The organism is Priestia sp. ABM2_011, assembly GCF_056158845.1.
Map to the genome: position 1 here is coordinate 2,944,358 of NZ_JBSWUB010000001.1, position 12,396 is coordinate 2,956,753.

Genomic DNA, 12,396 nt, shown 5'->3' on the forward strand with positions numbered 1-12,396 from the left:
CTGAACAAAAAGCAAAAAAAGAGCCTTTCTTGGATGAAAGGCTCTTTTTCTGCTTCTAACTCGCTTTTTTCATTTCTTTACTTGTTAATCGACTGTGTTTACGAGAATAACCTATATACACAAATATACCAAGCACAATCCATATGCTAAAATATAGCCATGTTGTTTTAGGAAGATTAATCATTAAAAATAAACAAGATAATACAGATAAAATTGGTAAAACCGGGACAAACGGCATTGTAAATCCACGTTTTAAAGTTGGGTGCGTTTTGCGTAAGATGATAATGCTGACGCCCACCATACCGAAAGTTAAAAGGGCTCCGATATTTGCTAAATTCGCAAGTTCTTTTAAATCGATAAATCCTGAAATTAACGCTCCGATAATTCCTACTAGCCAAGTGGAGAGAGTCGGAACTCCCGTTTTCTCATTTGTTTTAGCAAATGCTTTTGGTAGCAAGCCGTCGCGGCTCATTGAGAATAAAATTCGTGTTGCTGCATAAATGTAGGCGAAAATAACAGCCATAATCCCAATGACAGCTCCTGCAGCAATAACTCCTGCCACTGCATTTTGTCCTACTGAATGAAGAACATAGGCCATTGCTTCTGGAACATTCAGTTCCTTGTAAGAAACAACCCCTGTCATAACAAGGCATACCGCTACATAAATAATCGTGCAGATCACGAGTGAACTAATAATTCCAATTGGCAAATTGCGCTGCGGGTTCTTTACTTCTTCTGCTGATGTAGATAAAGCATCAAAACCTAAGAAAGCAAAAAATACGGCCGCTCCCCCTGTCACAACCCCTTCAATTCCATAAGGCATAAAAGGAGTCCAATTAGACGGCTTCACATAAAAAGCCCCTACAATAATAAAGAGAAGGATAATAAATAATTTAACAAGCACCATAAAATTATTCACTTTTTTACTTTCTTTAGTTCCCCTTGAAAGCAGCCATGTAATAAGAAGGGTAATACAAATAGCAGGAAGGTTCACCAGGCCTCCATTTGCAGGGATCGTAATCAATTCTTTTGGGAGTGAAAAACCAAAGCCTTCTAAAAAATTATTAAAATAAGAAGACCATCCATTTGCTACTGCTGACATCGTTAATAAATAGACGGAAAGCAATGTCCATCCCATTAAGTGTGCTACCACTTCGCCGATGGTTGCATATGTATAGGTGTAAACGCTCCCAGATACAGGTATAGTTGAAGCAAATTCCGCATAGCACAGCGCTGCAAAACCGCATACAATAGAAGCCAGTATAAAAGAAAAAATAACGGCTGGCCCCGCATCGTTAGCAGCTACTAAGCCTGTTAAAACTAAAACCCCCGTTCCTATTACGGCTCCAATACCAAGAAGAGTCAAATCGAATGCCCCTAATGTTTTGACTAGAGATTTGTTTTGACTTTGTTCTAATAATTGCTCGATTGACTTCTTTTTAAATAGTTTTCCCATTGCACTCTCTCCTCTCTGTTGCCACTCATCCATTAAAAAACTTAAAAATGACGTCTTTTCCTATTTGACTACGCGTTTTTACTTCAGATACAGAAGTAATTATATAGAAATAATTACTAACTTGTCTATTAGTATACTAATATCATTATATATATTTCAAGAGTTTTTGTAAGCGATTTCTTAATCTCTATCTATTTTGGCTTTATCAACTAAATAAAGAAATCATCATTGTGATTATGTATAATAAGTTTGAATAAAATTAATATTCTAAAAAATAAATTGGTTCATTTTCAGATAGTTTTTTCGCCACCTATCTTCAAATATAAATTCCTGACATAGGGATTATTTACAGAACGATGAATGTTTTACCTTAACGGGTGTTATAATGATGAAAACTGAAGTGTATGAAGGGCGGAGAGAGATGCTTAACTTACTTATTGGCTGTATTTTACTAGCATTAGGAGTGTACTTTATGTTTAAATTTCTTTTTTATTCTCCTTCTAAAAAGAAGCGAGGTCAGCAACCTATGAACAAATTGTCAAATGAAGATTCAGCTTCCCCCCGTACAAACGATTCGAATGGAACAAGATAATTTTTTTTATAAAATACCGGCGTTTGTCTAAGGCAAAAGTTATACTGCTGATATATATTATCTTATACCCTTCTAGTTCAATATTCCCTTCATTTTGGTGTAAGACAAGATGAAGGGAATCACTATCCGACTTAAAAAATCGGATTTTTCTATTTAGAAAGGTAAATGGCTTCAATAAACTCTGTTTGAATCCATTTCTTTATTCAAGTGTACAGCTGCCTCTTCAACACTTACTGTTCCAATGTTTTTCTTCCCATGCTTTCGCATAGCAAGCGATTTATTTTCTACTTCTTTATCTCCTATTACGGCCATATAAGGAACTTTGAGCATTTCGGCTTCTCTAATTTTCAGACCTATTTTTTCAATACGATCATCCACTTCAACACGATACCCTTGTGACTCCAGCTCGTGTTTCACCTTGTATGCATATTCCACATGCGGCGGTGCAATAGGCAAAAGCTTAAATTGAACAGGAGCCAGCCAAAGAGGAAATTGACCTTCATAATGTTCAATCAAGATGGCCATAAATCGTTCAACGGAACCGTATATAGCGCGGTGAATCATTACGGGACGGTGCGGTTTATTGTCCTCTCCAATATACATACAGTCAAACTTCTCTGGCATTAGAAAATCAAGCTGAACTGTTCCGCACTGCCAGCTGCGGCCTAGGGAATCTAAAATATGAAAATCGATTTTCGGCCCGTAAAAAGCTCCGTCTCCTTCATTTACCTGATAGTCTAAGCCTTTTTCATTTAGCACCGATTGAAGCGACTTTTCTGCTTGATTCCATGTTTCAATATCTCCCATAAATTTTTCAGGACGTGTGGATAGCTCCACTTTGTAATCAAAGCCAAAATGTGAATAAAAGTCATGGATAAACGCTAGAATGCGGCTAATCTCAGCTTCGATTTGACTGAGTTCTACGAATAAATGAGCGTCGTCCTGTGTGAATGACCGAACTCTTAGTAATCCGTTTAAAGAGCCAGAAAGCTCGTGGCGATGAACTAACCCGAGCTCCGCGTATCGAACTGGAAGTTCTCGGTAGCTTCTTCGCTTGCTGTTAAACAATAAAATGGCTCCCGGACAATTCATCGGTTTAATCGCATAGTTTTGTTTGTCAACATTTGAAAAATACATATTTTCATGATAGTGCTCCCAATGCCCTGATTGTTCCCATAGCTCCTGTTTCATCATGATGGGTGTTTTTATCTCTTGATAGCCTGCTTTGTAATGCTTTTGTTTCCAGTAGTTTTCTAACTCATTTCGAACAATCATTCCGTTAGGTAAGAAAAACGGCATACCAGGAGCTTCTTCCATCGACATAAACAGCTCCAGTTCTTGACCTAATTTTTGATGATTTCGTTTTTCTGCTTCCATTTGTTTTGACATGTTCATTCCTCCAATATGTTTTTATTCAACAAAAAAACCGCACTCATCCCTAATAAAGGGACGAATGCGGCCGTGGTACCACCCTAATTCCGTAAAATACCTATACGTATTTTACGCTTAAAAAGATAACGGTTTTACCGGTTGCAGTTTCAGTGTATACACATTCCCCGCCGCAGCTCCAAGGTGGTAAATTCATTTCGTTTTCTAAGGGTTCTCAGCCAGTGACCCTACTCTCTGTAAAGAAAATCCAAAAATGATTCATGTCCTTTTCAATGCTTGTATATTCATTTTTTCTACATAAAAAACCGCACTCATCCCTAGTGAAGGGACGAATGCGGTCGTGGTACCACCCTAATTCCGTAAAATACCTGTACGCATTTTACGCTCAAAAAAAGATAACGGTTTTACCGATTGCAGTTTCAGTTATGCACATTCCCTGCAATAGCTCTAAGGTGGTAAATTAGATGATTTCTTAAGGGCTCCCAGCCGCTGACCCTATTCTCTGCGAAGAAAACAGCACCTAATTCATGTCCTTTTCGTTGCCAAATAATGTTTGTTAGTTGTTAAAAGTGATTATAGTGTATAAATTTTACAGAAGTCAAGAAGTAATTTTTATTTCTTAATGTTATAGAATTAATTTATGCTTAAATTCCCGAAAAGTTACTTAAGAATATATGGGCTTAAAAAGTTTTTTATTATAATATTAACACCTACATTTTATTTTTGTTTTTACCTTTATTGTGTAAGAATAAAGGCAAAAAAGAAAGATGTTACAAGCATTTATTTGCTTTATCTAAGTATTATTAACGAATTAAAATCCAGTACTGCTCAAATCAGAATAAGTAACATAGCACAAGTATCATCAGTTTTTTATTTATATACTAAAATATTAAATATACCTTTTTCTACTTACACCAATATTTGGCTTGAACTCGTCGAAACTATTTTTTATCTATCTTTAGACGGAAGCTCCTGGTACATGCTTCCACTTTGCGGAAAAATCCGTTTTTTCCTGAGTTGTTCTTTAAGAATAACATCAAGCTGCCGCTGAATTTTCCTTGTTTCATTTGTTGAAAAATACGGGTAAGCCAAATTTACTGTTTCTAACGGATCCTTGGTCAAATTGTACATTTCAATTTGATCCGGAACCGATGTTTCTTTAAGGTTAGTAAGATCTACCGGGTAACTTTCATATTGCTCTCGGTGGATGACTTCATCTTTTTCGTTAGGTGCTGACCGAAATTGCGGATTATCATGGTATCGAGCGTATTTCCAGATTTCCTTTCCTGCGGCTGATTGAAACTCGACAATGATCGCTTGAATGTGATTAGGCTGAACGACTGACGGATAGCTTTCTCCTAAAAAATTTGTTTGGTGAAGTCCTTTTGTCGGGTCATCATCCGTCATAAAGAAAATCGGTGCTTTTTCTTTATGGAGCGATGTTTCTCCTCGCAACGTTCCTGAGAGGTCTCGCCCAACAAATGGATGTACTTCCGTATGACTTTTTTGCAATTGCTTTTGAACAGCGGAAGCATCGATATTAGCCAAGCTAAGCATTGTCGGGATCAAGTCAACATGACTAGTCAGCACGTCTGTACGTTGATAACTAGGAAACAAATGCTTGTTATGAATGAGAAGCGGCACGTGAATCGACTCTTCATACATGTTGTACCATTTTTGATGTAGTCCTCCGTGAGCCCCAAGCAAATCACCGTGATCCGACGTGAAAATAATAATGGTATTGTCATAGAACGAAGATTGTTCTATAGTCCGAAGGACTTTCAAAATTTGTTTATCAACATTTTTTTGAAGCTGATAATATAAGCGCCGGTAGAAACTAGAATTTGGCGTCGGCTGCAGCGCTTTTGGGTAGATGTATTTATAGCTGCTTTGAGCGCTAGGCTTCGTTTGTAAAGATTCTCTAATAGTAGGTGGCGGCTCGATGTTCGGAATTGTCTCATCAATAGAAAACTGAAACATAGCAAGGTGTTTGGTGATTGCTCCGAACAGCGCAATGTCATGCGGGTTCACAAACGAAGCTACCATGAGCCAAGGCTGCGCAGTCTTTTGATATTCTAATTGTTGAATAAGCTCTATGATTTCCTCTGCATATATTTCGTCTCGTCCACTCACTCCAATGGCCGCAGATGAACCAGAATTGTGCGGGTTTCTCCCTTCCGGCTCTGGACCAATCCACCCTGAAAAACTAAACTTTTCAAGCTTATTAGCCCGTTGATAGAGGCGCTCTTTTTCTGGATCCGGTATTCCTGTTTGCATCTGGTAGCTAGAAAAAACGTTATGTGTTCCTGGAATTAAGATGTTCTCATCAGAAATATGCCATTTTCCTTTATAAAAGGTTTGATACCCAGCCTGCTTAAAATAATCTCCCATCGTTGGGACGGTATTAGGCTGCAGCCAAAACATATCAGGATCTTGTGACTTCTTTGCGATACCTTGCGTTTGGGTCACTCCGTGCAAGGAAGGGTACTGCCCTGTAAACAATGTAGCTCGACTCGGTGAACAGGCTGTAGAACCGACGTAGTGACGAGTAAACCCCATTCCATGCTGTTTTAAAAATTCATGTGCTTTTAAATGTTTTTTTCGCCACTTTTTTACTTCTTTACTTTCATATACGGGTGGAAATCGTTCTTCGTCCACCATAATCAACAAAAAATTAGGCTGCTCCTTCATGTTTACTCCTCCGCGTGTTTATCAAATGTTCTGTATTGATAAACTATGTAAAAAGTACTTTTTTTAGAAGAACGGAGTACGGTTCATGTCTTTTTATACCCAAACAAAAAAAGACTTAGAGGATTTCTCTAAGTCTTTCATAACGCGTTTCAATACGATATTCCTTATTTTTTGTATGCTTTTAGCTGCTGATTTCGTTTATAGGTACCCATTATACTAGGTATACCTACAATTATGCTTATCATAAAACTCCACATCATGTAGCGCCAATCCCCTGTAAAAAGCGCTACTCCCATAAAAAAAATGAGCTGACCAACAAGAGCTAACCATGAAGCTATCCAAGCAAACATCATATTCTCTTTCAAGTTATCACCTCATATTTTTAATTACAAATGACCTCTTTTGTTTTACCATAAAATTCTAATTTTGAAGGTTGTTCTACTGTTTATGTTATGTACATAACTAAAAAAGCTAATGACAGCACGTAGCTAGCCATTAGCTTTTTTATTATTTTGCAAATACATGATGCCCTATTTTAATTGTTTCTTGTTTTTGGCGCAGCCATTGATCTCCCGTTTTATCAGGATTAAAGAAGAATAATGAACCTTTTCCTTGACCTTGGAAGTTAATTGCTTCTTCTACAGCTTTTTTTGAACCTTTGTCTGCAGGTTTATTGATTTGACCGTTGCTGACCGGGCTGTACTGACCTTTTTGATAAATAACGCCTTTTACAGTGTCCGGGAATTTGCTGCTGTCGACTCTATTTAATACAACTGTTGCCACGGCTACTTTGCCTGCGTACGGCTCTCCTTTGGCTTCAGCTGATACAAGACGAGCTAATAGTTCTTTATCATTTTTATTTACTTGAATGTGCTGTTCATGAGCGGGTGCTGCAGCAAATGCTGAGTAACCTGCACCAAAACTCGGGATAAGCATTGCGATAGCAATTACTAGTTTTTTCATCATAAAAATAAAAGCCTCCTTGCTATTTCTTGACGTGGTTCATATGCTAGCAGAAATATAAGAGTCTTTCATTGCAAAAAATTATCCAGTTCCAAAAGAAATTGTATATTATCGTATTTTTTTAACTATTTTTCAGCATATAAAAATATAACTTTACTCATTAAATATGAGTTGCATTTCATTCTTTAGTGGTTTATGATATAAAAATATAAATAGTAATGATTACGATTTTCAAGAAGGACTTTAAGAAAGGATTGATTATTTGGCTAAAAAATCAAAAATAGCAAAAGAAAAGCACCGACAAGCACTTGTCGAAAAATATGCTGAGTTAAGAAAACAGTTAAAGGAACAAGGAAATTATAATGAACTACGAAAGCTTCCTAGAGACTCTTCTTCTACTCGCTTGCATAATCGCTGTGAAGTAACGGGAAGACCTCGTGGATATTTACGTAAATTTAAGCTTTCGCGAATTGCATTTAGAGAACTTGCTCACAAGGGACAGCTTCCTGGGGTGAAAAAATCAAGCTGGTAAAATTCTAATGAGGTAAAGGGCCCTCTTTGCTAAAAAAGGAATCATTATACGTCATAAATCGTAATCATTACTTTTAATAGGAGGGATCAACATGGCTACATGGAACTTAGGTACAACGAAACATCACGTTCTCATTTGCAATGGAAGCAGCTGCAATCGAGTTGGAGCCGAAGAAGTTACACAAGCGATTCGAACTGAGATAGCTAATCAAGAGATGGACGAATACATACATACGACTCGCACTCGATGTAATGGAAGATGTCATGATAAATGCGTCGTCATTTCCTACCCAGACGGTATTTGGTATAAAGATATGAAGCCTGATGATGCACGAGAGCTTATTAACTCTTTAAAGACAGATCAACCTTTTGTCCAAAAAACAAGTCATACTTTTTGCGGAGAAGGTTTCCAGCGAACAGAAGGTACTGTTAAAGGTATCTCAAAACAAAAAGAAACCGTCATCAAAGTATCTAAAAAACTTTAATTTACAACGGTGAAATCCTGGTCTTTATAAAGTTAACCAATTAAAAGAGAAACATTATTAAAAATGTCTGTTTGTTTTCTTTAATGCGCCTATTGCTTAATCTAAACAAAAAAGCCGACCCTAGCAACCAGGTCGGCTTTTTTCACCTCTAAACCTTTAAGAAATTAGATTTTTTCTGTTTCACATATAAAATCTGAACTGTATACTTTCTTGACTACTGACGAAAGAATATCAATTCCTTTCTTTAACTCCTCATCTGTAGCAGTAAGACTTATGCGAATGCACTCCTGGTTGTGAGGACAAGACCGGTTGCCGTGAAAGAATGATCCGCCTGGTACTACAATCAAGTTTTCTGCTTTTAATTTATTGTATAGATCGTTATCACTGAAAGTCAAACCTTCTAACCAAAGCCAACCAAACAACGAACCTTCCGCTTTATGTAAATACCAAGGAATATCATCCGGCATATGTGTAGTTAAAAGATTTTTTAAATAGTCATGTTTTTGTTTATAATGAGTTCTTATATAGTTAGCTGAAATTCCAGGTAACTTTCCGTTCTTTAAGGTGTTAACCACCATCCGCTGACCTAACCTAGAAGAGTGAATCAAAATATTTGATTGAAATGCTTCCATTACTTTTATGAAGTCACTTTTTCCTATAGCAATTCCTATTCTCTCTCCAGGCAATCCGGCTTTAGAAAGACTCATGCAGTGAATGATGTTGTCATGTATAATTGGATTCATTTCAACAAAGTTCATAGCCGGAAAAGGAGGTGCGTACGCTGAATCAATTAGCAATGGAATGTTATAGTCCTTGCATACTTGGGATATAAAGTGTACGGCTTCTTTTGAAAGAATGTTGCCGCTTGGATTATTAGGTCTTGATAATACGACAGCTCCGATATCTGGGTCCTGTGCTATTTTATCTTTGAATGCCTGTTTGTTAAATTCATAACGAAACGTATGATGATCAAGCTTTGAGACGATAGGAGGAATTCCTTCTATTATAGCTTCCTCTAGTGCCACTCCGCTGTACCCAGCGTAATCCGGCAGCATAGGTATTAATGCTTTTTTAACTCTTCCTTCTTTACTTGTACCGCAAAATGAATTTATAGCTAAAAAAAACAGATTTTGACTTCCTGAAGTGATCAAGACTTGTTCTCTGTCCAGCTCAATACGATAATTCCTAAAGAAGTATTCTCTTATGCAATCAATTAATTCATACGTACCGTAACTAGACCCATATTGGCTAATCAAATTCTTTAGTTGTTTGTCGTTCACAATATCTTTTAAAGCTTCTTCCCACATTTCATAAACTTGAGGGAGTATGGCAGGATTTCCAGCGCTTAAATTCACATATTGATTGAGATCAGAATTGAGCACTTCTTGAATGTCATGCATAATAGCACGAACGCCTACTTTATTAGTCATTTTGTTTCCTATTTTACTTAAATGCAAAGCATTCATTAGTGCATCTTCTCCTTAGAGATTATGGGCATCGAATAGTAAGTATGGAACTTCAATCTTTTTATTTTGCTGATTAATAAAATAATTGTCCGGAATAGTAAATTTATCACCGTTCTCACTAGGCAATAAGTATTTTCGAACATAGCGTTCGGCTTCTTCTTTATAGCCAAGGTCACTTTGAATTGTTTCAAGTTGTTCAATTTCTTTTACTAAAAGGTCTAGTTCCTTCAAACACATGTCTAAATCTAAATAAGCATGGTCTTCTTTTCGGGATATTGAATGCCCATTTGCAACTAACCAGCTAAAAAGAAAAAATCCTGTGCCAGAATCAAAGTTTCGAGGTGCATTATGCTGACTAGGATACCTTAACAGACGTTCAAAGAGAACAAATTCTGTTATCTCTTCCCAAAAAGGGTATTTTCTTTTATGAAGAGTCAGCACCGTCTGACAGTCTACTTTAACTTCTTCCAGTATGCCTGCAAAAAAATTCATTTTTGCCTGTATATGTTGATCGAAAGGTTTATTTCCACAGTGATGATAATAGTCATGTAGATATCCCCAGATTACCCTTGCCTGATAGGTGTCTTCTCTATTCATAGTATGAGATTTAAAGTTAAAATCAGGAAAGATAGAATACGCTCTTTTTAATGTATCATCATTGTATATGCTGTGAAATTTATTAAAGAAAAATATCGCGAAGTTTTGAGTTGTTACCTTTTCTTTTGTTTGTACATTCTCAGGGAAAAATACAATACACTTCCCTTCCATAAATCCTTGAGTACCAGCCAACAGCTTTAACGATTCACATCCATTTTTAGGATGAGGAAGGTCTGCTTCAATGGAGTTCATGATTTCAGGTTCATCACGAACGGCGATAAAGGCTTCTAAATAAAACCCTCTTTTGGTAGGGCCATTAGGCGTTACAATCGGTCCTAAAAAGAACGTCGCCTCTCCGTTTGCAGGCGGGCTATAAGCAATTAACGTTTGATCAAAATAAGGAGATTGATCGAGTCCTCTTTCGATCCAATCACATACGTCATTTTTTAATGCATTCCACACTTTAGGTAAATTTAGAGAGTTATATATTGTTTCAGTTTCAGCAACTACTTTTAATAAGAGTTCTCTAGCTTTTTCGTAATTTCTTTTGACCTCTCCATTTGGGCCCTGATATTTTCTTATCTCATATAGAGCAGGTACTATTTTATCGTTTAATAACTCCACTAAACTTTGAGTATGATTTTTTGTTAACATGATTAAAACCCTCCTTTTTTTAGGGCAGCTACTTAGCAGAAATATTTTTAGATGATGTAAGATTAGAGTTATTTGTGTTTTTCTCTACTTGCTTTTTCAAGTTAATAAATATAACCCCTGCTATTACAAATGCTGTACCTATATAGACCTGTTTGTTTAATGTTTCACCTAAAAAGACAAATCCTACATATAAGGCGATAACCGGTGAAATAAATAGATGCGCCGTTGCTTTTGATATATGCCATTTTTTTAATAAATAAATATTAATAGAAAACCCCAAGACCGATCCTATAATAGCCAAGTATAATAATGAGATAAGACTAACCCCAGAGAAAGTGCGGTTTCCATTTTCTATAAATAAACTAACAATCAGTAAACAAGCGCCTCCACTTAGCATCGAAAAGGAATTAAAGGTCATAATAGGCAAGGATTTTATGCGAGATTGAACTTGAACAGTTATAAAAGCAGAACCTAGCATAGCCATTAAAATGACAATCATGGCTACTATTTGAATCACATTTCCCTGTATAAACAGCTGATTTCCAAATACAACGCTCATACCAATTAAGCACATGACTACACCTATCTTTTGTCCTTTTGTAGCTGGTGTTCCTTTAAATAAGCGATTAAATAAAAGAGCAAACACTGAAATGCTGGCAGCTAAAACGGAAACAAGCCCGCTTGGCAAATAGACGGATGCCCAATAAACAGAACCAAACGGTAGAGCAAAGTACAAAATTCCGTTTAATGCTGAAATAATTACTACTTCTTTTGAAATGGCCATTTTTTTTGTGAGTAAGAGGTAGAGGGCAATTATTAAACTAGCAATTAAAAACCTCATACCTGCTGACCATAGAGGCAAGCTATCCTTTAAGCCAGTCTTTTGAAAAGCCCATGTCGTTCCCCCGATGACGGCTAACAGACAAAACAAAAGATGTACATGAATACGGGTTAATTTAGAAATCACTGTTTCACCTTATTTCTTTTTTAAAGTTGAGCCTATTTTCTTCCGTGAAGCGTAAAACACATCGGCACTTCTCCAAAATCTTTTACAACTGTTAAACCCTGCTCGTTAGCAGCTTTACTTGTTGTAATACATGCGTCTACCTTTCCTTCTAAGCAATCAATCGCGGCTTGAGCATTACTATTTACTAACTGAACATTGGAACTGATGGAATGAGCTAAATCAACAGGGGCAGGATGTGAAGCAATTAACAGGTTGTTGTTTGTTATCACCTCTTCTTTTGAGGCAAGCACCATGTTATACGTTGGCATAATAAAGCTATCTACTAGCTCTAAACTAGTTAAATTTTTGAACACAATATCATGTAAGTAAGGATATACCGCACAGCCTAGTAGAGCAGAACTCTCTGTTTCTTTCACATGAACTAAAGCTTCTTCCAACGTTTGATGCAAAAAGACCTGACCTTGTATGCTTTGGCGTTCAAACCACAGATAGCCTGCTTTTTCACAATTGGTTCCTTCAGGCCCTAAGGTATGGATAATGCTAATCTTTTGAAGCTGCTTATTTTTCTTACTAGACGACTCTGCAACTATCATAGCCTTTGATAC

At 36.8% G+C, this 12,396-nt stretch carries 12 protein-coding genes and 1 other annotated feature; of the genes, 3 read left to right on the forward strand and 9 right to left on the reverse strand.

The window, feature by feature from the left end; translation table 11 throughout:
• Positions 1-55: 55 nt before the first annotated feature.
• Positions 56-1,456, reverse strand: coding sequence for an amino acid permease (locus ACXAE4_RS15915; protein WP_048020877.1), 1,401 nt, complete (start codon positions 1,454-1,456; stop codon positions 56-58).
• A 388-nt stretch (positions 1,457-1,844) separates the two neighbouring features.
• On the opposite strand from ACXAE4_RS15915, the gene ACXAE4_RS15920 reads away from it, so the two are divergent.
• The gene (locus tag ACXAE4_RS15920; protein ID WP_223546605.1) at positions 1,845-2,048 is read left to right on the forward strand and encodes a hypothetical protein; all 204 of its coding nucleotides are present in this window, start codon (positions 1,845-1,847) and stop codon (positions 2,046-2,048) included.
• 171 nt (positions 2,049-2,219) lie between these two features.
• Here ACXAE4_RS15920 and thrS read toward each other — a convergent pair whose 3' ends face one another.
• The 4 genes from thrS to ACXAE4_RS15940 form a co-directional block, all read right to left on the reverse strand.
• On the reverse strand, positions 2,220-3,437 hold the full coding sequence (thrS, locus tag ACXAE4_RS15925) for a threonine--tRNA ligase (RefSeq protein WP_098999333.1): 1,218 nt from the start codon (positions 3,435-3,437) through the stop codon (positions 2,220-2,222).
• A 53-nt stretch (positions 3,438-3,490) separates the two neighbouring features.
• Positions 3,491-3,719, reverse strand: a binding site (T-box leader).
• 666 nt (positions 3,720-4,385) lie between these two features.
• Positions 4,386-6,128, reverse strand: coding sequence for a sulfatase family protein (locus tag ACXAE4_RS15930; RefSeq protein WP_098112620.1), 1,743 nt, complete (start codon positions 6,126-6,128; stop codon positions 4,386-4,388).
• A gap of 164 nt (positions 6,129-6,292) precedes the next feature.
• Positions 6,293-6,493, reverse strand: a complete 201-nt coding sequence (locus ACXAE4_RS15935; protein WP_098112619.1) for a hypothetical protein — start codon at positions 6,491-6,493, stop codon at positions 6,293-6,295.
• Positions 6,494-6,635: 142 nt separating this feature from the next.
• Positions 6,636-7,094 carry a cell wall hydrolase gene (locus tag ACXAE4_RS15940; RefSeq protein WP_033579000.1) on the reverse strand — a complete coding sequence of 153 codons (459 nt, stop codon included), beginning with the start codon at positions 7,092-7,094 and terminating at the stop codon, positions 6,636-6,638.
• Positions 7,095-7,353: 259 nt separating this feature from the next.
• Between ACXAE4_RS15940 and rpsN the strand changes: the two genes are divergently transcribed.
• Entirely contained in the window at positions 7,354-7,623 is a 270-nt protein-coding gene (gene rpsN / locus ACXAE4_RS15945) for a 30S ribosomal protein S14 (RefSeq protein ID WP_047750950.1), read from the forward strand.
• A gap of 91 nt (positions 7,624-7,714) precedes the next feature.
• Entirely contained in the window at positions 7,715-8,107 is a 393-nt protein-coding gene (locus ACXAE4_RS15950) for a (2Fe-2S) ferredoxin domain-containing protein (RefSeq protein WP_014460065.1), read from the forward strand.
• 164 nt (positions 8,108-8,271) lie between these two features.
• On the opposite strand, the gene ACXAE4_RS15955 is transcribed toward ACXAE4_RS15950, so the two are convergent.
• The 4 genes from ACXAE4_RS15955 to ACXAE4_RS15970 are packed head-to-tail and all read right to left on the reverse strand — an operon-like array spanning position 8,272 to position 12,384.
• A complete protein-coding gene (locus ACXAE4_RS15955) occupies positions 8,272-9,573 on the reverse strand; it encodes a valine--pyruvate transaminase (protein WP_098112618.1) in 1,302 nt (433 codons plus the stop codon).
• A gap of 15 nt (positions 9,574-9,588) precedes the next feature.
• Complete coding sequence (locus ACXAE4_RS15960; protein ID WP_289578932.1) at positions 9,589-10,824, reverse strand: DUF6421 family protein; 1,236 nt, start codon at positions 10,822-10,824, stop codon at positions 9,589-9,591.
• Positions 10,825-10,852: 28 nt separating this feature from the next.
• On the reverse strand, positions 10,853-11,791 hold the full coding sequence (locus ACXAE4_RS15965; protein ID WP_289578931.1) for a DMT family transporter: 939 nt from the start codon (positions 11,789-11,791) through the stop codon (positions 10,853-10,855).
• A 32-nt stretch (positions 11,792-11,823) separates the two neighbouring features.
• The gene (locus ACXAE4_RS15970) at positions 11,824-12,384 is read right to left on the reverse strand and encodes a hypothetical protein (protein WP_098112615.1); all 561 of its coding nucleotides are present in this window, start codon (positions 12,382-12,384) and stop codon (positions 11,824-11,826) included.
• Between the last annotated feature and the right edge of the window lie 12 nt (positions 12,385-12,396).

What these genes read in the sequence shown, in the direction of transcription:
- ACXAE4_RS15915 (WP_048020877.1), bottom strand. Translation starts at nt 1,456, where the DNA reads ATGGGAAAACTATTTAAAAAGAAGTCAATCGAGCAATTATTAGAACAA.
- ACXAE4_RS15920 (WP_223546605.1), top strand. Translation starts at nt 1,845, where the DNA reads ATGAAAACTGAAGTGTATGAAGGGCGGAGAGAGATGCTTAACTTACTT.
- ACXAE4_RS15970 (WP_098112615.1), bottom strand. Translation starts at nt 12,384, where the DNA reads ATGATAGTTGCAGAGTCGTCTAGTAAGAAAAATAAGCAGCTTCAAAAG.
- thrS (WP_098999333.1), bottom strand. Translation starts at nt 3,437, where the DNA reads ATGTCAAAACAAATGGAAGCAGAAAAACGAAATCATCAAAAATTAGGT.
- ACXAE4_RS15940 (WP_033579000.1), bottom strand. Translation starts at nt 7,094, where the DNA reads ATGATGAAAAAACTAGTAATTGCTATCGCAATGCTTATCCCGAGTTTT.
- ACXAE4_RS15960 (WP_289578932.1), bottom strand. Translation starts at nt 10,824, where the DNA reads ATGTTAACAAAAAATCATACTCAAAGTTTAGTGGAGTTATTAAACGAT.
- ACXAE4_RS15950 (WP_014460065.1), top strand. Translation starts at nt 7,715, where the DNA reads ATGGCTACATGGAACTTAGGTACAACGAAACATCACGTTCTCATTTGC.
- ACXAE4_RS15930 (WP_098112620.1), bottom strand. Translation starts at nt 6,128, where the DNA reads ATGAAGGAGCAGCCTAATTTTTTGTTGATTATGGTGGACGAAGAACGA.
- ACXAE4_RS15955 (WP_098112618.1), bottom strand. Translation starts at nt 9,573, where the DNA reads ATGAATGCTTTGCATTTAAGTAAAATAGGAAACAAAATGACTAATAAA.